19 protein-coding genes and 2 tRNA genes are annotated in these 19,904 nt (G+C 67.4%); 7 read left to right on the forward strand and 14 right to left on the reverse strand.

Features of this window, described 5'->3' with window-relative positions; translation table 11 throughout:
- Window positions 1-285: 285 nt before the first annotated feature.
- The 3 genes from BHD05_RS00335 (at window position 286) to BHD05_RS00345 (ending at window position 1,480) form a co-directional block, all read left to right on the forward strand.
- Complete coding sequence (locus BHD05_RS00335) at window positions 286-681, forward strand: hypothetical protein (RefSeq protein WP_161884673.1); 396 nt, start codon at window positions 286-288, stop codon at window positions 679-681.
- Window positions 682-752: 71 nt separating this feature from the next.
- Window positions 753-989: a DUF2256 domain-containing protein gene (locus tag BHD05_RS00340; protein ID WP_161884674.1), complete on the forward strand. Its 237-nt coding sequence runs from the start codon at window positions 753-755 to the stop codon at window positions 987-989.
- Entirely contained in the window at window positions 986-1,480 is a 495-nt protein-coding gene (locus tag BHD05_RS00345) for a DUF3817 domain-containing protein (protein ID WP_161884675.1), read from the forward strand. The genes BHD05_RS00340 and BHD05_RS00345 overlap by 4 nt, the downstream gene beginning before the upstream one ends.
- Window positions 1,481-1,507: 27 nt before the next feature.
- Here BHD05_RS00345 and BHD05_RS00350 read toward each other — a convergent pair whose 3' ends face one another.
- The 12 genes from BHD05_RS00350 to BHD05_RS00405 form a co-directional block, all read right to left on the reverse strand.
- On the reverse strand, window positions 1,508-2,683 hold the full coding sequence (locus BHD05_RS00350; protein ID WP_161887259.1) for an alcohol dehydrogenase catalytic domain-containing protein: 1,176 nt from the start codon (window positions 2,681-2,683) through the stop codon (window positions 1,508-1,510).
- 119 nt (window positions 2,684-2,802) lie between these two features.
- Window positions 2,803-2,878 (reverse strand) — tRNA-Thr (locus BHD05_RS00355).
- Between the two features lie 34 nt (window positions 2,879-2,912).
- Window positions 2,913-3,560, reverse strand: coding sequence for a TetR family transcriptional regulator (locus BHD05_RS00360; RefSeq protein WP_161884676.1), 648 nt, complete (start codon window positions 3,558-3,560; stop codon window positions 2,913-2,915).
- A 63-nt stretch (window positions 3,561-3,623) separates the two neighbouring features.
- Entirely contained in the window at window positions 3,624-5,153 is a 1,530-nt protein-coding gene (locus BHD05_RS00365) for an alpha/beta hydrolase (RefSeq protein ID WP_161884677.1), read from the reverse strand.
- Window positions 5,150-6,313 (reverse strand): DNA polymerase III subunit delta', encoded by a 1,164-nt coding sequence (locus BHD05_RS00370; protein ID WP_161884678.1) that lies wholly within the window; start codon window positions 6,311-6,313, stop codon window positions 5,150-5,152. The genes BHD05_RS00365 and BHD05_RS00370 overlap by 4 nt, the downstream gene beginning before the upstream one ends.
- Window positions 6,314-6,370: 57 nt before the next feature.
- Window positions 6,371-6,988, reverse strand: a complete 618-nt coding sequence (gene tmk / locus BHD05_RS00375; RefSeq protein ID WP_161884679.1) for a dTMP kinase — start codon at window positions 6,986-6,988, stop codon at window positions 6,371-6,373.
- Between the two features lie 2 nt (window positions 6,989-6,990).
- On the reverse strand, window positions 6,991-9,969 hold the full coding sequence (gene topA, locus BHD05_RS00380) for a type I DNA topoisomerase (protein WP_161884680.1): 2,979 nt from the start codon (window positions 9,967-9,969) through the stop codon (window positions 6,991-6,993).
- A gap of 156 nt (window positions 9,970-10,125) precedes the next feature.
- Window positions 10,126-10,464 carry an Rv3654c family TadE-like protein gene (locus BHD05_RS00385; RefSeq protein WP_236966590.1) on the reverse strand — a complete coding sequence of 113 codons (339 nt, stop codon included), beginning with the start codon at window positions 10,462-10,464 and terminating at the stop codon, window positions 10,126-10,128.
- A 10-nt stretch (window positions 10,465-10,474) separates the two neighbouring features.
- Complete coding sequence (locus BHD05_RS00390) at window positions 10,475-10,825, reverse strand: TadE family type IV pilus minor pilin (RefSeq protein ID WP_161884682.1); 351 nt, start codon at window positions 10,823-10,825, stop codon at window positions 10,475-10,477.
- Window positions 10,822-11,025, reverse strand: coding sequence for a DUF4244 domain-containing protein (locus tag BHD05_RS00395; RefSeq protein WP_161884683.1), 204 nt, complete (start codon window positions 11,023-11,025; stop codon window positions 10,822-10,824). Before BHD05_RS00395 ends, BHD05_RS00390 begins: the two co-directional genes overlap by 4 nt.
- 123 nt (window positions 11,026-11,148) lie before the next feature.
- Window positions 11,149-12,075, reverse strand: coding sequence for a type II secretion system F family protein (locus BHD05_RS00400; protein WP_161884684.1), 927 nt, complete (start codon window positions 12,073-12,075; stop codon window positions 11,149-11,151).
- Window positions 12,068-13,165: a TadA family conjugal transfer-associated ATPase gene (locus BHD05_RS00405; RefSeq protein ID WP_161884685.1), complete on the reverse strand. Its 1,098-nt coding sequence runs from the start codon at window positions 13,163-13,165 to the stop codon at window positions 12,068-12,070. The genes BHD05_RS00400 and BHD05_RS00405 overlap by 8 nt, the downstream gene beginning before the upstream one ends.
- A gap of 343 nt (window positions 13,166-13,508) precedes the next feature.
- Between BHD05_RS00405 and acs the strand changes: the two genes are divergently transcribed.
- Window positions 13,509-15,473 (forward strand): acetate--CoA ligase, encoded by a 1,965-nt coding sequence (gene acs / locus BHD05_RS00410; RefSeq protein ID WP_161884686.1) that lies wholly within the window; start codon window positions 13,509-13,511, stop codon window positions 15,471-15,473.
- Window positions 15,474-15,545: 72 nt separating this feature from the next.
- Here the strand turns inward: acs and BHD05_RS00415 are convergent, their stop codons facing one another.
- The gene (locus BHD05_RS00415) at window positions 15,546-16,007 is read right to left on the reverse strand and encodes a RidA family protein (protein WP_161884687.1); all 462 of its coding nucleotides are present in this window, start codon (window positions 16,005-16,007) and stop codon (window positions 15,546-15,548) included.
- Window positions 16,007-16,168 (reverse strand): DUF4177 domain-containing protein, encoded by a 162-nt coding sequence (locus tag BHD05_RS00420; protein WP_161884688.1) that lies wholly within the window; start codon window positions 16,166-16,168, stop codon window positions 16,007-16,009. The genes BHD05_RS00415 and BHD05_RS00420 overlap by 1 nt, the downstream gene beginning before the upstream one ends.
- A gap of 51 nt (window positions 16,169-16,219) precedes the next feature.
- Between BHD05_RS00420 and BHD05_RS00425 the strand changes: the two genes are divergently transcribed.
- The 3 genes from BHD05_RS00425 to BHD05_RS00435 all read left to right on the forward strand — a co-directional run bounded on the left by BHD05_RS00425 (window position 16,220) and on the right by BHD05_RS00435 (window position 19,846).
- Window positions 16,220-18,772, forward strand: a complete 2,553-nt coding sequence (locus BHD05_RS00425) for a transglycosylase domain-containing protein (protein WP_161884689.1) — start codon at window positions 16,220-16,222, stop codon at window positions 18,770-18,772.
- Window positions 18,772-19,737, forward strand: a complete 966-nt coding sequence (locus tag BHD05_RS00430) for a metallophosphoesterase (protein ID WP_161884690.1) — start codon at window positions 18,772-18,774, stop codon at window positions 19,735-19,737. The genes BHD05_RS00425 and BHD05_RS00430 overlap by 1 nt, the downstream gene beginning before the upstream one ends.
- A gap of 35 nt (window positions 19,738-19,772) precedes the next feature.
- Window positions 19,773-19,846, forward strand: a tRNA-Pro gene (locus BHD05_RS00435).
- Window positions 19,847-19,904 lie beyond the last annotated feature (58 nt).

A 19,904-nucleotide genomic window follows, 5' to 3' on the forward strand; every position in this document is an offset into this window, starting at 1 on the left:
CGGCTCGGCCAGGCACGCTCGGCTGAGTGCCAAGAAGCCGCGAGCGGCCGGGCTCCCATCGGGTCTGAACCTTGACGAACCGAGCCGGAGTGCGATTGGCTGGAAGCGAAGGGGAGTAATCTTTCGCTTCGTGCCGTCAAGACGTTCCCGAGCGGGATCCGGCGCGGAGGGCCCAGCGCCGATGAGACCTTCGCGAAACAGAGAGACACCATGAGCGCGACGACATCTCCCCCCTCGGCCCGACAACCGCAGTCCGGCAAGCGCCCCAGATACACGGGTATCGCCGTGACGGTTCTGCCGCTCCTGGCGGTGGTCGGTGCGTTAGCGATTGCCTTCTTCGCCTCGGGATCGGGTACGTGCGACGGCGCCGTCCCCGGCTGCGGTGTGCTCAGCAACACCGGCGAGATTCCGGTGACTATCGAGGCTCTCACCGTTGACGCCGACGGTGAACAGGTACGGTCAGAATACGTCGCCGCGGCTGGAACACGGGCGCTGCTGTTTGGCGAGACCAGCGCTGTGCGCGTCGATGCGGGCCAATGCCTGAGAGTAGACGGCGGGCCGTTGTGGTCGACCGCTAGCGTCACCGACCGCGTGGATCAGGACGCCGGTCTCTGGTATGAGATCGACGGGTGGGGAGCGCGGGTGAAGCTCGCGAACGGCAGCTGCCCGTCGGAGGGCTGAGACCCCTGCCTCAGCAAACAGGACAGCAGCCACCGCTAAAATGTACCCACCGCGATCTGCAGGAGAATCCCATGGCCGAACCAGCAATCCGAAAGAGCCGGAAACCCGGGTTGGCGAAGCCGTCGGGCGGCCGGCCCGCCCAGACGGCGCGTGTGGCACTGACCAAGAACGGCCATCCCCCCAAGACCTGCCCGGTGTGCGCTCGCCCTTTCGAGTGGCGAAAGAAGTGGGAACGGTCGTGGCTCGATGTCGTGTACTGCTCGGACCGGTGTCGTGAGTCACGGAAGCATCCTGAGCTAGGCAGATGACTCCTGACGCCTCTGCGCGAGCCACCTCCGGCCTCACCCCGAAGAAGCTCTACCGCATCGTCGCAATCGCCGAAGCGATCACGTGGACCTTGCTGATCAGCGGCCTCGTCGTACGCGCCACAACCGATTTTGCGCTCGCCGTGACCATCGGCGGCAGCATCCACGGATTCGTCTTTCTCGCCTACGGCGCGACGGCGATACTGACCGCCATCAACCAGCGCTGGAAACCCGGGCTCGGACTGCTTGCGGTCGTGACCGCGATCGTGCCCTACGCGACCATCCCGTTCGATCTCTGGGCGCACCGCTCTGGCAGGCTTGAGGGTGACTGGCGCCGCGAGGCCACAGACGACCCCCGCGATCGGCGATTGCTCGATCGTCTTATGCGATGGATGCTCAACCACCCCTACCTGTTGGCAACCGTCACACTGCTCGCGGTTGTCGGGCTTTTCACAGTGCTGCTGACCATCGGCCCGCCGGTACCCAAGACCTGAGTGGCGCGGAGCGCATGAGCCCACCGGCTAGGGCGTGATCACGACTTTGATGCAGCCGTCGTCCTTGGCGCTGAAGGTCTTGTACATTTCCGGCGCCCGGTCGAGGGACACACGGTGCGTGACAAGGTCTTCGACGCCGAGGGGATCTGCTGGATCCTCCACGAGCGGCAGTAGGTCGTCGACCCACCGTTGCACGTTGCACTGCCCCATGCGCAGCTGAATCTGTTTGTCGAACATGTTCATGAGCGGCATCGGGTCGGCGACACCGGCATAGACGCCGCTGATCGACACGGTGCCACCGCGGCGTACCAGATCAAGCGCCATATGCAGCGCGGAGAGCCGATCGACCCCCACTGTGGTGAATGCCTTTTGGGCCAGTCCGTCGGGGAGGAGTCCGGCGGCATACTGGGCGAACGCTGCGCCCGGATTTCCATGTGCCTCCATGCCCACAGCGTCGACCACGGAGTCAGGGCCGCGCCCGCTCGTCGTGGCGCGCAGCGCCTCAAGCAGGTCGTCGTCGAGATCGAACACTTCAACCCCGTGGCGCTCGGCCATCGCGCGACGTTCTGGAACCGGATCGATTCCCAGCACCCGGAAGCCGAGGTGGCGTCCGATGCGGCTCGCGAACTGTCCGACCGGGCCGAGCCCGATGACCGCGAGCGTTCCACCGTCGGGCACATCCGCATACTGCACGCCCTGCCACGCGGTAGGAAGGATGTCGCTGAGGAACAGGTAGCGTTCGTCGTCGAGTTCCGTGCCCACCTTCACGGCGTTGAAGTCGGCGTAGGGAACTCGCATACGCTCGGCCTGACCTCCGGGCACCGAACCGTAGAGCTCGCTGAAGCCGTAGAGGCTGGCACCGGTTCCGGACTCACGGTTCTGAGTGGTCTCGCACTGGCTGGTGAGCCCCTGATTGCACATGAAACAGTCACCGCACGCGATAACGAAGGGGATCACCACACGGTCGCCAACGGCGAGTTTCGCGATGGACGCGCCCACCTGCTCGACCACGCCCATGGTCTCGTGGCCGAGGACGTCGCCCCTGTCGAGGAACGGCCCCATAATATTGAACAAATGCAGGTCGGATCCGCAGATTGCAGCCGACGTGACGCGGATGACAACGTCGGTGGGCTTCTCGATCACCGGATCGGGAACCTCGACCACTTCGACCTTTTTGGTACCCTGCCAGGTGAGTGCTTTCATACCTTCATGTCTACACGGCGCCTGCGCGCTCACACAATTGAAAGTACCAATGTCTGTAAAAAGGTCTGCAGTAGCCTTTTTCAGCTAGCATCCAAGGGCCATCGATCCCTTTGTTTATATGGAGCCGCCTGTCAGAATCGAACTGACGACCTTCTCATTACGAGTGAGATGCTCTACCAACTGAGCTAAGGCGGCGTGTCAACCGCGAGCGGTGGCACAGCAATGAAGCTTAGCCGATCATTTTCGACCGCGCGGTCACGAGGATCTCGGCGAGCTGGCCGAAGGTGTCGCGCAACCGGTCGGCGAGCGGCATCCGCCCGTCGGCATCCGCCCACGACGCCCAGGCGTGGCGCATCGCGCCAAATGCGACGAGGGTGATGAGGCGGGCGCGGTCGGTGAGCGCGGCCGGATCCGCCGCGAGCTGCGGGTCGTCGCGCTCGAGGCGGCGGGCGACGACGACCGCGAGCTCGTCCTCGAACACGCGCATGGTCGCCATCCGCAGGGCGAAGAGCTGCGGATACTCCTTGAGCGCCCGTCGACGCAGGTGCAGCAGCTCGAGTTCGTCGCCGGCGGATTCGACCGCCTTCGCGAGCAGGTCAGACAGTCCCGCGAGCACGTCCTGGCCTGGACCGGCGTCGACAAATGCGGCAAGGTCGCGCTCCCCCGGCAGACTCGGGCCGTCGCCGATCGCGGCGGCCTCCTTCGAGGGGAAGTAGTTGAAGAAGGTGCGGGGCGAGATGTCGGCCAGATGGCTGATCTCCTCGACCGTGACCTGGTCGTAGCCCTTCTCTTCCATGAGCTCGAGCACCGCCCTCTGGATCGCCCGGCGGGTCGCCAGCCGCTTGCGCTCGCGCAGTCCCACGGCACCGATACTCATTCGACCATTCTTGCCTGCCGTGCAAAATTGCACAAATGCGGCCTCGCGTGCAGCTTTAGGCCGTCAGCAGGTCGGGTCGGCGTCGGGCACAAGGCCCTCGATGAAGTAGTCGTCGACGGTGTCGTTGATGCACGCGTTCGACTTGTTGTAGGCGGTGTGTCCCTCGCCCTCGTAGGTGACGAGGTGCCCGTTCTCCAGCTGCGCCGCGAGGTTCTCCGCCCAGACGTAGGGTGTGGCCGGGTCGTTGGTGGTTCCCACGACGAGGATGGGTCCCGAGCCCGCCGCGTCGATCGAGACCCGCTCCCTGATCGACGGGAACGGCCAGTTCGCGCATCCGATCGCCCCGTACGACATCGATGGGCCGAACACCGGGGCGAGGCGGGCGAGCTCCTCCGCCTCTGTGGCGAGGGCCTCGGAGTTGGCGTCGGAGGAGTAGTCGAGGCAGTTGATCGCGATGAACGCCTCGGTCGAGTTGTCGGCGTAGGTTCCGTCGGGGTCGCGGCCGTAGTAGCTGTCGGCCAGCTGGAAGGCGTAGTCGGCGTCGCCCGCGAGCACCGACGCGAAGAGGTCGTTGAGGTACACCCAGTTGCCGGCGTTATAGAGCGGCAGGATGATCGCATAGAACATGCTGCCGCTGCCGAGCTGTCGCCCGTCAGTGGCTTGCAGCGGGCTCGCGTCGAGGCTGTCGAGAAGGGCCCGGATCTGCAGCATCGCTTCGTCGACAGTGCCGGTGAACGCGCAGTCCTCCCCGGTCTTGCAGTCGGCGAGGAACGCTCGCAGGGCGCTCTCGAAGCCCTGCGCCTGCGTGGCACTCACCTCGAACTCCGTCGTGGCGGGGTCGACGGCGCCGTCGAAGACGAGTCGGCCCGTCGTGTCGGGGTAGAGGTTGGCGTAGGTGGCGCCGAGCAGAGTGCCGTAGGAGTAACCAAGGTAGTTGAGCTTCTCGTCGCCGAGGATGGCGCGCAGCAGGTCGAGGTCGCGTGCGGCGCTGACCGTGTCGACGTAGCCGAGCAGCTCGCCCGTGTGCTCGAGGCACGCGGCGCCGAACTCGCTCGATGCCGCGGCGAGCTCGTCGAGGTAGGCGGAGGTTCCGGGTTCGTTCTGCGGCAGCTCGAACAGGTAGGCGTCGAGCTCGGCCGGGTCGTCGTAGCACGACACCGCCGCCGACTTGTTGACGCCCCGCGGGTCGAACCCGACCACGTCATAGCTACCCTGCAGCCGGTCCGAGACGGCGTAGTCGAGGCTGTCGCGAACAAAGTCGTAGCCGGATCCGCCCGGACCGCCCGGGTTCACCAGCAGTGACCCCAGCGCGTCGCCGCCCGCCGTCGAACGGATGAGCGCGAGCTCGATCGACTCTCGCCCGGGGTCGGTCCAGTCGAGCGGCGCCTCGGCGGTGGCACACTGGAAGTCCCCCTCGCAGGGCGTCCACTCGAGCACCTGCGAGTAGAACTCCTCGAGGTCGGCCGTGACCCGCTCCCCTGTCGGGGTCGATACGGCGTCGCGCTGCTCCGGCAGGAAGGCCGACACGCATCCGCTGAGAGGGATCACGACGGCGAGGGCGGCGGCGGTGAGGGCGATCCGGCGTGCGGTCATGGTCGGTGGGCCTTCCGGATGGCGGAGATGAGCATCGCCTCGAGAGCCAGTGCCGGACCGACGTTGCCCTCGATGCGGCGCCGTGTCGTGGTGATCGCATCCATCGTCGCCAGGGTCTGCTCCGGGGTCGACGCGCGGCTCGCCGCGATGAGGTCGGACAGGATGGCGACGTTGATGAGCTCGTCGTCAACGCCGAGCTGCATGAGCAGAATGTCGCGGTAGAGCGACAAAAGATCGACCATGATGCGGTCGAGGCCGTCGCGGAGGCTCCGCGTCGCGCGACGCTTCTGGTCCTCCTCGAGGCCCTTCAGCTGGCCGCGCAGGCCAGGCGGCACCGTGCCTCCCGGCTCCACGCCGAGGGAGCGCAGTGCGCTCGCCCGCTCCTCGGCGTCGCGCTCCTCGGTGATGGCCTTCGCGTCGTCGCCGGCGAGTTCGAGCAGGGTCGCCGCGGCGATCACGGCATCCGAGACCGAGCGGATGCCCAGGGCCGTCTGCAGGGTCTTCTCCCTCCGTCTCCGCGCGTGGTCGTTCGTCGCGAGCCTGTGCGCCATACCGATATGACTCTGGGCCTCGCGGGCGGCCTGGGTGGCGGTCGGGAGGTCGATGCTGCTGCGCCGGGCGATGAGCTCGGCGACATCGCCGACGCTGGGTACGCGCAGCCGAACGCTGCGCACCCGGGAGCGGATGGTGGGGATGAGGTCGGCCTCGCTCGGGGCACAGAGAATCCAAACAGTGCGCGGCGGCGGCTCCTCGAGGGCCTTCAGCAGCACGTTGGAGGCGGTCTCGCGCATTCGGTCGGCGTCTTCGATGATCATGACGCGGTAGCTGGCGACCGAGGGCGAATAGTTCGAACTCTTCACGAGCGCGCGCACCTCGTCGATCGTGATGATGACCCGCTCGGTGCTGAGCACGCCGAGGTCGGGGTGGGATCGCGCCTCGACCTGCCGGCGGGTGGACTCGTCGCCGTCGGGGTTGCCGGCACTCAGCAGGGCGGTCGCGAACGCGTAGGCGAGGTTGGAGCGGCCGGATCCCGGCGGCCCGGTGATCAGCCAGGAGTGTGTCATCGAACGGCTGGCCTCACCACCCACCGACTGCTCGGCGGCAGCACGGAACGTCGCGATCGCCTCGGACTGGCCCGTCAATTCATCCCATACGGACATGCGGCAAGCCTAACCGGCGCCACCGACGCGGAGCTGCGTGCCGGTGGGGCTGTCAGCTCAGAGCAGCTCCACAACGCGGGAGCGGATGCTACCGGCTATCTGCTCGGCGGGGAGCGAGCCGTCGATCACCAGGAACCGGTGCGGCTCCGCGGCAGCGAGAGCGAGGTACGAGTCGCGCACCCGGGTGTGGAACTCGTCCTTCTCGGCCTCGAGCCGGTCGAAGACCTTCTCGTCGGCGTCGAGACGGGCCCGGCCGGCCGCGACATCGAGGTCGAGCAACACCGTGAGGTCGGGGAGCAGGCTCTCGGCGGCCCAGAGCGACAGGTCGCGAACCTCGACGGGGTCGAGCACCCGTCCGGCGCCCTGGTAGGCGACCGAGGAGTCGAGGTAGCGGTCCTGCACGACGATCTCGCCCCGGGCTATCGCCGGGCGCACGAGCGTCGCGACGTTGTGCGCCCGGTCGGCCGCGTAGAGCAGAGCCTCGGCGCGCGGCGCGATGTAGCCGCGCCGGTGCAGGATGATTTCGCGCAGCTCGCGCCCGAGGTCGGTTCCCCCCGGCTCGCGCGACATCACGACCGTCTGGCCCTGCTCGACGAGCCAGTCGGTGAGCAGCGCCGACTGGGTCGACTTGCCCGAGCCGTCGCCGCCCTCGAGGGTGATGAACAGTCCCGGCACGGCTACTCGGTGGCCAGCTTCTCGGTTGCGGACGGCCCTGCCTTGGGCGTGGCGGGTGTGCGCGCCGCCGGCTTCTTCGCTGCCGTCGCCTTGGTGGCTGCCGTCGTCGTCGCAGTCGACTTGGTCGCAGTCGACTTGGTTGCGACGGGCTTCTTCGCGGCCGGCTTCTTCGCGGCCGGCTTCGTGGCGGCCGGCTTCTTCGCAGCCGTCTTCTTCGCGGCCGGCTTCTTGGCTGTCGTCCGCTTGACGACCGGCCCCTTGGCGCGCTTGTCGGCCAACAGCTGGATCGCGCGCTCGAAGTCGATCTCCTCGACCGTCTCCCCCCGCGGGATCGTCGCGTTAGTGACGCCGTCCGTCACATAGGCGCCGAAGCGTCCGTCCTTGATCCGGATCGGCTTGCCACTCTCCGGGTCTGCGTCGAACTCCTTGAGCGCGCTCGATGCTTTGCGCGCACCATACTTCGGCTGCGCGTAAAGCTCGACCGCTCCGGGCAGGTCGATCTCGAAGATCTGGTCTTCCTCGGTGAGCGAGCGCGTGTCGGCGCCCTTCTTGAGGTACGGCCCGAACTTGCCGTTCTGGGCGAGGATGTCCTCGCCCGACTCGGGGTCCTGGCCGACGACGCGCGGCAGCGAGAGTAGCCTGAGCGCCGTCTCGAGGTCGATCGTCGCGAGGTCCATCGACTTGAAGATGGATGCGGTGCGCGCCTTGACGGCGACAGGCTTCTTCGCTGCGGACTTCTTCGCGGCTGGCTTGCGCGTTGGCCCCCCGTCGGAGACCTCGCCGGTCGACGTGTCGACGACCTCGGCCGTCGGCTCGACCAGCGCCTCCGGCTCCGGCTCGAGCTCGGTGATGTATGGGCCGAACCGGCCGTCCTTCGCGACGACCTTCTTGCCCGTCTCCGGGTTCACGCCGATGACGCGGTCGACAATGACGGGGGCGTCGACGAGCTCGCGCGCCTTGTCTGCGGTGAGTTCGTCGGGGGCGAGGTCGAGCGGAAGGTTGACCCGGCGCGGTGTCGCGGCTGTGCCGTCCGCAGCATCCGGCTCGTCGGACGCAACCTCGAGGTACGGGCCGTACTTGCCGATGCGCAGGGTGATCTCGTCGGTGAGCACCATCGAGTTGATGGTCTTCGCGTCGATGTCGCCGAGGTTGTCGACAACGTTGCGCAGGCCGCGGTGCTTGTCGCTGCCGAAGTAGAAGCTCGTCAGCCAGTCGACCCGGTCGGCCTCGCCGTCGGCGATGCGGTCGAGGTCGTTCTCCATCTCGGCGGTGAAGTCGTATTCGACGAGATCGCCGAAGAACTCCTCAAGCAGCCGCACCACTGAGAAGGCGACCCAGTTCGGCACGAGCGACTGCCCGCGCGGGCTGACGTAGCCGCGGTCGATGATCGTGGAGATGATCGACGCGTAGGTGGACGGCCGGCCGATGCCGAGCTCCTCGAGCTTCTTGACGAGGCTCGCCTCGGTGTAGCGGGGCGGGGCGCTCGTCTCGTGGCCCTTGGCCTCGACTTCGGCGATCGTGAGCTGCTGACCGGCCGTCAGCGGGGGCAGCTTCGCCTCCGCGGCCTCCGGCGTCTCGTTGCGCTCCTCGTCCTTGCCCTCCTCGTACGCGTGCATGAACCCGCGGAAGGTGATGACGGTGCCGCTCGAGGTGAACTCCGCGACGGTCGGCCCGGTCCCGGGGAACGCGTCGAGTGTCTCGGTGACGGTCGCGGCGATGACGACGGATGCCGTGGCGCCCTTCGCGTCGGCCATCTGCGACGCGACGGTGCGCTTCCAGATCAGGTCGTAGAGCTTCCAGTCGTTGCCGCGGAGCGTTCCCTGAAGCTCCGCCGGGGTGCGGAAGGTGTCTCCGGCGGGGCGGATGGCCTCGTGGGCCTCTTGCGCATTCTTGTTCTTGCCCGCGTACATGCGCGGCTTGTCCGGCACGGTCTCGGGGCCGTAGAGCGAGGCGGCCTGCGAGCGGGCTGCGTCGATAGCCTGCTGGGAGAGGTTCGGCGAGTCGGTTCGCATGTAGGTGATGTGGCCGTTTTCGTACAGCCCCTGCGCCACGCTCATCGTCTGCCGTGCGGTGAAGCGCAGCTTGCGCGCGGCCTCCTGCTGCAGGGTCGACGTCGTGAATGGGGCCGCCGGGCGACGGGTGTACGGCTTGGAGTCGACCGACGCGACCGACACGGCCACGTCGGGACGGCGCAGGGCCGCGGCCAGTGACTCGGCGGCGACGGAGTCGAGCACTCGCACGTCGGACTTGAGCTTGCCGAGGTCGTCGAAGTCCTTGCCCTGGGCGATGCGCGCGCCATTGACCCGGGCGAGACGCGATTCGAAGCCGGACTGGCCCTTCTCGGTGGCTATGCGCGCGGCGAGGTCCCAGTAGCTCGCGGCGGTGAACGCAAGGCGTTCGCGCTCGCGGTCCACGACCAGGCGGGTCGCGGCGGACTGCACGCGGCCAGCGGACAGCCCGGGGCCGACCTTGCGCCAGAGCACGGGCGAGATCTCGAAGCCGTAGAGGCGGTCGAGGATGCGCCGGGTCTCCTGCGCATCGACGAGTGCGATGTCGATGTCGCGGGTGTTCTCGCGAGCGCGCTCGATCGCCTCCTTGGTGATCTCGTGGAACACCATGCGCTTGACCGGAACCTTGGGCTTGAGCTCCTGCAGGAGGTGCCACGCGATGGCCTCGCCCTCGCGGTCCTCATCAGTTGCGAGGTAGAGCTCGTCGGCATTCTTCAGCGCTCGTCGCAGGTCGGCGACAGTCTTCTTCTTCTGGTCGGAGACCACGTAATACGGCTCGAAGCCGTTCTCGACATCGACCGAGAACTTGCCGAGCGAGCCCTTCTTGAGCTCCGGCGGGAGGTTTTTCGGCTCGATCAGGTCGCGGATGTGACCAACCGAGGCCTGGACCTCGTAACCATCTCCGAGATACTGGGCGATCGTCTTGGCCTTCGCGGGCGACTCGACGATGACCAGCTTCTTCGTGACTGGCACGGAACTCCTCTATTAATGCGGATGGTGATGGGCGCAAGGGAAGGGTCCCTCGCACGACGATGTGTATGTGGCGGCGTTCGCATCCGCTGGATGCCGGATGAAGCCCCGACACGCACACCATACACACACAAACGGGCAGCCCACCCATTTCGTTGCCTACCGTGGCGCGGGACCGGCCGTCGCGGAAGCTCCGACGCCGAAGCCCGCTGCCGTCACGGCGACCCGAACGGTGACGATCACTCCATCGATTTGGCAGGCGCGCAGCGTGGTCCCGTTGGCGGTCGCCACCTGCCCTGCGCGGTCGCACGGTGGTCCGGGGACGATGCCCACCGCGGCGTCGGCGGCGGCAAGCGCGGCGGCGTCGGCGGCACCGGCGGCGGCCACCTTCGCCTGGAGCACCAGCGACAGCGGAGCGAGCGCCGCGAGGGTCACGATGGCCCCCGCGACGACGGCCACCGCCAGGATCGACCCGGCGCCTCGCTCGCTCCGTGGCACTTGTGCCAGCTCAGAACCCGCCATCGAGTGCACAGCTCCTCGCCTCGAGCTGCACCGCCGCGAACAGACCGCTGGGCGCACCGGGGGCGCTCAGCACAACGCACGACAGGTCGCCGATTCTCTGCCCGCGCAATACCGCCCCCGGCACGAGGGCGGCGAGGTGCCCCTCGGCGGCCGGCCCCCCTTCTCCCCTGGCGATGATCCGCGCGGCGTCGGCCGCGGCGTCCTGCAGCTGCAGCTGACGGCTCGACACCTGCGCCGCCGACAGGCCGAGGCCGAGCAGCAGCAGCGCCGCCGGCATCAGCACGGCAAACTCGGCGCTCACGCTGCCGCGCTCTCCCCGCAACGCGCCCAGGCTCATCCCGCGAAGGTGAGCGCACGCTGGACAAGGTCGGTGAGGATGCCGCGCACCTCGGCGCTGCGCAGGATCACCACCAGCAATCCCGCGAATCCCACGGCGGCCATGGTCGCGATCGCGTACTCTGCCGTCGCGGCTCCGCCATCCTCACGCCGGGCGCGCTCCATCAGGGCCGTGAATCGGTTGTCGAATCTGTTCTCCATCGGGTTCTACCTCTCCTATTGGGGCTTCGGCCCAGCCTCGCCCGCCCCGAGCCCCGGATGACCGGCATGGTGCGACCCGTGCACGGGGGCTGGCCGGCTGCGCCTGTGAGCGGGCAGACGAGATCACAGCACGCCGATCGTCGAGGACACGACGGAGATGAGCAGCGGCGCCACCCCGAGCAGAAGAAACGCGGGCAGCACGCACACGCCGAGCGGAACCATGAGGGTGACGGTGAGGGCAGCCGCTCGGCGATCACCGGCGCTGCGCGCCATCCGCCTGGCCTCGTCGGCCTCACTCCGCAGAAGCCCGGCGGCCGGCACACCCGCACGGCGGGAGAGCTCGAGAACCTCGGCGAGAACGGCGCGCGACCCGTCGTCGGCGAGCCCGCATCGCGTTCGCGCCTCCTCGACGATCGCGAGCGCGCGCGGAATGGAGATCCCGCCGGAGACCGCGATCGCCACGAGATCGAGGCCGAGGCCCGGCGTGACGAGCCGCGGCGCGGCGGAGGCGACGAGCCGGGCACTCCAGAATCGGGCGGCTGCCATGAGAGCGAGGCCGGCACTCAGGCAGCCGAGACCGGGCGCCGTCGTGACGAGCACTGTGATGGTGTCGAATCCGAGAGCCACCCCGAACAGCAGCCCGACAAGCGGCAACCCCAACACCAAGCGCGCTGTTGCGCGCGGCCCGGCGAGCGCGCTCTGCAACTCGCGCTGCACCTGCGCGAGCGAGCGCAGCGAAACCGCGAAGGCGTGCAGCGTCGGCGCGAGCGGCGCACCGGCATCCGTCGCCACCTGCCATGCTGCGGCGAGCCCCCTCCACTCTGGCGCCTCGCCGAGCCTGCCGTCGCCGATCGCGTCGACGATCGCGTCGCACACGGGCCGCCCCTCACCCGCCGCGTCGGCGACAGACACGAGCATGCGACCGGTGAGCTGAGGCGGCTGCTCGGCGAGATAGCGCCAACTGCGCGCCGGGGCGACACCGCCCTCCAGCAGCACTGCCAGGCGCTGGACGACGGAGGCCACCGGATCGAGCTCGACAGGCTCACGCATCGCCGTGCACCGGGACGGCACGGAGCCGTTCGCGACCATCGAGCTCAAACCGGCCCATCTGCGCGATCCGTCGGGAGCCGTCTGCGCGGCGCTCGAGGTGGAGGACGGCATGGATTGCGCTCACCGTCTGCCTGGCGATCGCCTCCGGTGCGAGCCCGGCGAGCGCGCCGAGTGCCTCCATCCGCGCCGGAACGGCCGCGAGGGAGTTGGCATGAAGTGTTCCCGCGCCGCCGTCGTGCCCGGTGTTAAGGGCCGCGAGGAGTTCGCGCACCTCGGCTCCACGGCACTCGCCGAGCACGAGCCGGTCGGGTCGCATCCGCAGTGCCTCGCGGACGAGGCGCTCGAGGCCGATCTCTCCGGCGCCCTCCAGGTTGGGCTGTCTGGCCTCGAGCGACACGAAGTGGGGGTGGTCGACCGCCAGTTCGGCGACATCCTCTATCGCGATGATTCTGTCTCGGGGGGCGGCGAGCGCGAGCAGCGCCGACAGGGTCGTCGTCTTGCCGCTCCCGCCGGCTCCGGTGAGGAGGATGTTGCGCCGCCGGGACAGCAGCGACCGCACCTCGCCGATGGGCACGATCGCAAAGAAGCCTTCCCGCTCGAGCTGGTCGACGGTGACGCGCGTGACGCGGGGCAACCGGATCGACAGCAGGGTGCCGGCCGGCGACACCGGGGGCAGAACGGCGTGGACCCGGATGCCGTCGTGCAGGCGCACATCCACACAGGGCGTGGCCTCGTCGATATGCCGACCGCCGGCCGCGATGAGCCGTACGGCGAGCGCGCGAATCTGGTGCTCGTCGAGGTCGGGGTCGGGCTGCAGCAGCGCCCCGCGGCCCCGGTCGACGAACAGGCGGCCCGCACCGTTGACAAACACGTCGGTCACTTGGGGATCGGCGACGAGCCGAGCGAGACGGCCGAACTCGACGAGTTCCGCCGCGGCGAGCCGGTCGTGCGCGACGACCGCGTGGTCGACCGTGGTGGGCGCCGGGGGCGGATCGTCGCCGGTACGGGGCCACTCGGTACGGGGCCACTCGGCCGCATGCTGGGCGACGAAGGGCTCGTCCGACTGGGGCGTGTTGTCGCTGCGGGGCATCAGTCAAGCCTGCCGGGCCAAGGCTCCGCGCTCTGGCGCCGCTGCCATCTGTCGATTAAATGAGAGGGGCGGCACCTGTTGGGGGGGACCGGTGCCGCCACAGTGACGCGGGATTGGGGGGAATCACTTGCGTCACCAGTCGAATAAATTCGACGCCCTTAGTGTAGCCCACGAAACCCCGCGCGCAAGTGATAATTTTGCCGCTTGATCTAGCGGCTTCTGAGGCGCATTATCGGCGCTGCATGCGGGGGCGCGACGTCATCGCAACCCCCCGCGAACTAGGATCGCACCACGTGGTCCGGAACCCCGTGCCCAGCGCCGTGTGATCGAAGAGGATCAGTCCATGCCCAGTAATTCCATCGACAGCCTGCTGCACGAGGAACGTCGCTTTCCGCCGAGCGAGAACTTCACGAGCCAGGCCATCGCCTCCCAGGCAATTTACGACGAGGCCGCCACAGACCGCCTCGGCTTCTGGGCCAACCAAGCGAGAACACTGCTGCACTGGCACAAGGATTTCTCCGAGACGCTCGACTGGTCGAATCCCCCATTCGCCAAGTGGTTCGCCGACGGAAAGATCAACGTCGCCTACAACTGTCTCGACCGCCACGTCCAGGCCGGCAACGGCGACCGCGTCGCGATCCACTGGGAGGGCGAGCCCGGCGACAGCCGCTCGATCACCTACGCGGAGCTGACTGTCGAGGTTAAGCGTGCCGCCAACGTACTGTTGTCTCTCGGCATCGGCCAGGGCGATCGAGTCGCGATTTACCTCCCCATGATCCCCGAGGCGGTCGTCGCGATGCTCGCCGTCGCGCGCATCGGCGCCGTGCACACCGTGATCTTCGGTGGGTTCAGCTCGGAGAGCCTGCGCTCACGCATCGACGACGCGAGCGCCAAGCTCGTAATCACCGCCGACGGCGGGTGGCGCAAGGGCAAGGTCTTCCCCCTCAAGGGTGCGGTCGATGGGGCCCTCGCGGGCAAGAAGAGCACGGTGGGGAACGTGCTCGTTGTGCGCCGCGGCGAGAACGTCGTCGACTGGGTCGACGGCCGTGACCGCTGGTGGCACGAGGAACTCGCCTCGGCCGACGCCGAGCACGAGGCCGAGGCGTTCGAGGCGGAGAACCCGCTCTTCATCCTCTACACCTCAGGAACCACCGGCAAGCCCAAGGGGATCCTGCACACCAGCGGCGGCTACCTGACCCAGGTCGCGTCGACCCACAAGAACGTATTCGACCTGCATCCGGAGTCCGACGTCTACTGGTGTACCGCCGACGTCGGCTGGATCACCGGTCACAGCTACGTCGTCTACGGTCCGCTCGCGAACGGCGCCACCCAGGTTCTCTACGAAGGCACGCCCGATACCCCGCATCCGGGCCGCTGGTGGGAGATCATCCAGAAGTATGGCGTCAGCATCTTCTACACAGCGCCCACTGCGATCCGGTCATTCATGAAAATCGGGCGCGAGGTGCCGAACGGGTTCGACCTCACCTCGCTGCGCGTTCTCGGCTCGGTCGGCGAACCGATCAACCCCGAGGCGTGGGTCTGGTACCGCGACATCATCGGCGGGGGCACGGCGCCGGTGGTCGACACCTGGTGGCAGACCGAGACCGGCGCGATCATGATCTCGGGCCTGCCCGGCGTCACGACGCTGAAGCCCGGATCGGCCCAGGTGCCGATCCCCGGCATCAAGATCGACATCCTCGGTGAGGACGGCACGCGGGTCGACCCGCCCAATGGTGGCCTGCTCGTCGTGTCGGAGCCATGGCCGTCGATGCTGCGGGGCATCTGGGGCGACCCGGAGCGATTCCAGGAGACCTACTGGGACCGTTTCAAGGCCCTCAGCGGGACGAAGTACTTCGCGGGCGACGGGGCACATGTCGATGCCGATGGCGACATCTGGCTGCTCGGGCGCGTGGACGACGTCATGAACATCTCCGGGCACCGCCTCTCGACGGCGGAGATCGAGTCGGCCCTCGTGTCGCACAGGATAGTGGCGGAGGCCGCTGTCGTCGGCGCCGCCGACGAGGCGACCGGGCAGGCCGTGGTCGCGTTCGTGATCCTGAAATCCAAGCAGGCTAAGAAGCAGACCACCGACGAGGCCGTGGCGATGCTGCGCAGCCATGTCGCAGAGCAGATTGGTGCAATCGCGCGTCCGAAGCAGATCTTCATCGTGAACGAGCTGCCGAAGACCCGATCCGGCAAGATCATGCGCCGCCTGCTTCAGGATGTCGCCGAGGGTCGCGAGATCGGCGATACCACCACCCTCGCAGACACGTCGGTGATGCAGATCATCACCGACAAAATGAAGTAGCGGGCGAGAGGAGGGCCCCGACCGCATCGGTCGGGGCCCTCTGTGCCAGGCGAATCAGGCGAATCGCGCGAATCAGGCGAATTCGATAATGAACTCGACCTCGACGGGCGAGTCGAGCGGGAGCACCGCGACGCCGACCGCGCTGCGCGCGTGGCGTCCCGCATCGCCGAAGATGTCGCCGAGCAGCTCCGAGGCCCCGTTGATGACGCCCGGCTGGCCGGTGAACGCCGGATCGGATGCCACGAAGCCGACTACCTTCACGATGCGGGTGACGCGGTCGAGCGACCCGATCACCGAGCGCACCGCGGCGAGCCCGTTGAGAACGCAGATCGCAGCGAGCTCCCTGGCTCGCTCCGGTGCCACGGCTGCGCCGACCTTTCCCGTCTCCGGAAGCGTGCCAGCGACGAAGGGCAGCTGGCCCGAGGTGTAGACGAGGTGCCCGCTCACGACGGCTGGCACGTAGGCGGCCACCGGGGCGGCGACCTCCGGAATCGTAAGTCCGAGCTCTGCGAGGCGGTCATCCAGCACCGACATCAGGCGTTCTCCTTCGTCTCACGCTTGAGGTAGGCGACCAGGCCGCCCTCCGGGCCGTTGACGACCTGCACGAGTTCCCAGCCGTCCGAGCCCCAATTGTTGAGGATCGCGGCGGTGTTGTGGATCATGAGGGGGGTTGTCAGATACTCCCAAGTTGGCATCGAAGTGTCCATTCAGATTGAAATACGGGCGTATGACTTACCCTTGATCATATGTCTGCGCAAAATTCGAAGCCCGTCGGTGTGTTTGGCGCGATCCTCGGCTTTCTCGGTTTCAGCGCTCTCGCGGGGGTGCTCGTCACCGCCATGGTCACACCCGCAATCGCCGTGACCAGCCTGACCGCGAACAACACCGTCGGAATCTTCGAAGACCTGCCGGACTACATGGTCATCAACCAGCAGTCGCAGCGCAACACCTTGTGGGCGCTGCAGGCCGGCGAGCAGGTGCCGTTCGCCCAGATCTACGACCAGAACCGCGAGGAAGTCGCGTGGGACGAGGTGTCCCAGTTCGCCAAGGACGCCGCGATCGCGGGCGAGGACGAACGCTTCTACGAGCACGGTGGTGTGGACCTTGCCGGGATCGTTCGAGCAGCGGTCAACAACATCACCTCCTCCACGACCCAGGGCGCGTCGACACTGTCGCAGCAGCTCGTCAAGAACCTCCTCATTCAGGAGGCACTGACCTACGACACCGAGGAGAAACGGCAGGCCGGCCTCTACGCCGCGCAGGCGTCGACGATCGACCGCAAGCTCAAGGAGGCGAAGCTGGCGATCGGGCTCGAGAAGCGGTCCACCAAGGACGAGATCCTGCTCGCCTACCTCAACATCGCCGGCTTCGGCGGCAACACCTACGGCATCGAGTCGGCCGCGCAGCAGTACTACTCGACAACGGCAAAGGACTTGACCGCGGCCCAGGCGGCGAGCCTCATCGGCATCGTGCAGGCGCCACCGTCCCGGCGACCCGACATCGCGGAGAATCGCGAGCGTAATCAAGTCCGTCGCGACGCGATCCTGGGCAACATGGCCGAACAGGGCATGCTGACCAAGGAGCAGTACGACGAGGCGATCGCGACCCCGGTCGACGACACGACCGTCATCGTCAGCGCACCCAGAAACGGCTGCCTCTCCGCATCGGGCGCGAAGCACTTCTGTGACTACGTCATACGCAACGTCAAGAACCTCGAAGCCCTCGGCACGACCGAAGAGGAGCGCGCCGAGAACTGGAAGCGGGGCGGATACGACATCTACACGACCGTCGACCTCGATCAGCAGGCGCACGCGGAACAGGTGCTCGCGATTCAGACGCCGGCCGACGAGGCGAGGTTCGAGCTTGGTGCCGCCATCTCGACCGTCGAGGTCGGAACCGGGCGAATCGTCATCATGGCCCAGAACAAATTGTTCGACAACTCGGGCGAGGGTGGTGGCCCCTCGACCACCGCGGTCAACTTCAACACCGACAGGGAGTACGGGCAGTCCTCCGGATTCCAGACCGGCTCGACCTACAAGTTGTTCACCCTCGTCAACTGGCTGCAGAACGGCCACGGCCTGCGCGAGGTCGTCGACGGCAACGTGAAGGGCTACTCGTCCTTCCCCGCCAACTGCCAGGGCGGAACGATGGAGCTTGCCGACCCGTACAAGCCCAACAACTTCACCAGGACCAGCGCCGGCCGCGTCTCGGTCCAGACCGCGACGAACCAGTCGATCAACGCCGCGTTCATCAACATGGCGTCGAAGCTCGACCTCTGCGACATCCGCGAGACGGCGAAGTCGATGGGCGTTCACCGCGCCGACGGGGACGAATTGCTCATTTACCCGAGTGCGATTCTCGGCACCAACGAGATTGCGCCTCTCACGATAGCGAACGCCTACGCGACCGTCGCGAGCGGCGGCATCCTCTGCGAGCCAATCGCGGTCGACAAGGTCGTCGACGCGAACGGCACCGAATTCGAGGGGCAGCCCCAGAAGTGCAACAAGGCCATCTCACCCGAGGTCGCCGCGGCGGCCGCCACCGCACTGAAGGGCGTCATGGACCGCGGCGGGACCGGCTCGGCCTCGAACCCGGGGGACGGCACCGCGCTCCTCGGCAAGACTGGAACGACTGACGACTCGCTGCAGACGTGGGTCGCCACGGCGAGCACCAAGGTCGCCAGCGCCGTCTGGGTCGGGAACATTGTCGGCTCGCAGGTCATGTCGCGGGTGGAACTCGCCAGTGGCAACGCGAACACGGCGCGCCACCGCATAATGAAGCCCGTGCAGACCGCCCTCGACGGATCTCCGCTGTACGCGACGACGGCCGACTTCCCCGAACCGCCCCCGGAGCTCATCCGCGGGTCGACCCAGTCCGTGCCCAACGTGACCGGCCAGAGCGTCGATCAGGCGCGCAGCGTGATCCAGAGCCTCGGTCTGGCCTTCTCCGACGGTGGAACAATCGCGTCGGAGCTTCCCGCCGGACGCGTGGCGTCGACTCAACCCGGTGCGGGTGCACGTGTGTCCAAGGGGACTCTGGTGCGCGTATTCACAAGTGATGGCAGCCTGTCGGCGACCGTACCGAACGTCGTCGGCACGCAAGTGAAGGACGCGCTCAAGACCCTGAATGACGAGGGGTTCACCTCGGTCTCGGTGAAGTGGACGCCGAGCGTGCCACCGGACAAGTGCGAGGTGATCGCGAGCGACCCGGCCGGCGGCACCGCCACGTCGAAGTCCACCGCGGTGACGCTCACCGTGAACGGCGGCGTGATCGTGCCCGACGAAGATCCCGACTGCTAATGGCGAACTCGAGTCGCGCCGGAGCCGCGCTGGCGACGGTGGCTGCTCTCGGCATGGGTGCCCTGGCATGGGGCACGCTCGTCGAGCGCAACGCCTTCACCATCAGACGGGAGACCCTTCCGCTGCTTGCCCCCGGCGCTCGACCGCTCACGCTGTTGCACCTCTCGGACATCCACATGGCGCCGTGGCAGCGCGCCAAGCAGGACTGGATACGCTCCCTCGCGATCTTCGAACCGGATCTGATCATCAACACGGGCGACAACCTCGGCCATCAGGACGGGCTCGTTGGGCTCGAGTACGCGCTCGAGCCGTTCCGCAACGTCCCCGGTGTCTACGTGCACGGATCGAACGACTACGTCGGCCCCGAGGCCAAGAACCCCTTCAGCTACCTCACCGGGCCGTCGAAGAGTACCCGGCGCACGAAGCCGAGCCTCGACACAGCCGCCCTCGAGGCCTTCTTCGACGGCCTCGGCTGGCTGGGCCTGAACAACACCGCGCGCGCGATGTCGATCAAGGGCGCGCGTCTCGAGTTCATGGGCGTCAACGATCCTCACGCCGGGTTCGACCGGCTCGACAAGCTGCCCGGTGCGCTGGACGAGCTGCGCGAGAACGTCGGATGGCTCGAGGAGCGGAATGGTCCGGAGGTGGTGTCGATCGCACTCGCCCACGCTCCGTACCGCCGCGTGCTCAATTCCCTCGTGACCAACGGGGCCGACGTCATCTTCTCCGGGCACACCCACGGCGGCCAGGTTTGCGTGCCGGGCTACGGCGCCCTCGTCACCAATTGCGATGTTCCCCGAGACCAGGTTCGCGGTCTCAGCCTGTGGCATCACGCCCTGAGGGCCGCGTACCTCAACGTCTCCGCTGGGCTCGGTACCTCGATTTACGCGCCCGTTCGGTTCGCCTGCAAGCCCGAAGCCGTGCTGGTGACTTTGACGGGCGACGATTTCAGCTATTCTGGTTAAGTACGCGAACAGGCCTTTGGTTTGTTCGGGTTGATCGGGGTGTGGCGCAGCTTGGTAGCGCGCTTCGTTCGGGACGAAGAGGTCGTGGGTTCAAATCCCGCTACCCCGACACAAGACTCAGGGCCGCACAGTGTGCGGCCCTGAGTTCGTTAACGCGGTCGGAGTCG

The organism is Marisediminicola antarctica, from assembly GCF_009930795.1.
GTDB lineage: Bacteria > Actinomycetota > Actinomycetes > Actinomycetales > Microbacteriaceae > Marisediminicola > Marisediminicola antarctica.

Coding starts and splice junctions, on each gene's coding strand:
- BHD05_RS00430 (WP_161884690.1), top strand. CDS start 18,772: ATGGCGAACTCGAGTCGCGCCGGAGCCGCGCTGGCGACGGTGGCTGCT.
- BHD05_RS00370 (WP_161884678.1), bottom strand. CDS start 6,313: ATGTCCGTATGGGATGAATTGACGGGCCAGTCCGAGGCGATCGCGACG.
- BHD05_RS00400 (WP_161884684.1), bottom strand. CDS start 12,075: ATGCGTGAGCCTGTCGAGCTCGATCCGGTGGCCTCCGTCGTCCAGCGC.
- BHD05_RS00345 (WP_161884675.1), top strand. CDS start 986: ATGACTCCTGACGCCTCTGCGCGAGCCACCTCCGGCCTCACCCCGAAG.
- BHD05_RS00420 (WP_161884688.1), bottom strand. CDS start 16,168: ATGCCAACTTGGGAGTATCTGACAACCCCCCTCATGATCCACAACACC.
- BHD05_RS00365 (WP_161884677.1), bottom strand. CDS start 5,153: ATGACCGCACGCCGGATCGCCCTCACCGCCGCCGCCCTCGCCGTCGTG.
- BHD05_RS00350 (WP_161887259.1), bottom strand. CDS start 2,683: ATGAAAGCACTCACCTGGCAGGGTACCAAAAAGGTCGAAGTGGTCGAG.
- BHD05_RS00340 (WP_161884674.1), top strand. CDS start 753: ATGGCCGAACCAGCAATCCGAAAGAGCCGGAAACCCGGGTTGGCGAAG.
- BHD05_RS00415 (WP_161884687.1), bottom strand. CDS start 16,007: ATGTCGGTGCTGGATGACCGCCTCGCAGAGCTCGGACTTACGATTCCG.
- BHD05_RS00425 (WP_161884689.1), top strand. CDS start 16,220: ATGTCTGCGCAAAATTCGAAGCCCGTCGGTGTGTTTGGCGCGATCCTC.
- BHD05_RS00405 (WP_161884685.1), bottom strand. CDS start 13,165: ATGCCCCGCAGCGACAACACGCCCCAGTCGGACGAGCCCTTCGTCGCC.
- BHD05_RS00395 (WP_161884683.1), bottom strand. CDS start 11,025: ATGGAGAACAGATTCGACAACCGATTCACGGCCCTGATGGAGCGCGCC.
- BHD05_RS00390 (WP_161884682.1), bottom strand. CDS start 10,825: ATGAGCCTGGGCGCGTTGCGGGGAGAGCGCGGCAGCGTGAGCGCCGAG.
- BHD05_RS00360 (WP_161884676.1), bottom strand. CDS start 3,560: ATGAGTATCGGTGCCGTGGGACTGCGCGAGCGCAAGCGGCTGGCGACC.
- acs (WP_161884686.1), top strand. CDS start 13,509: ATGCCCAGTAATTCCATCGACAGCCTGCTGCACGAGGAACGTCGCTTT.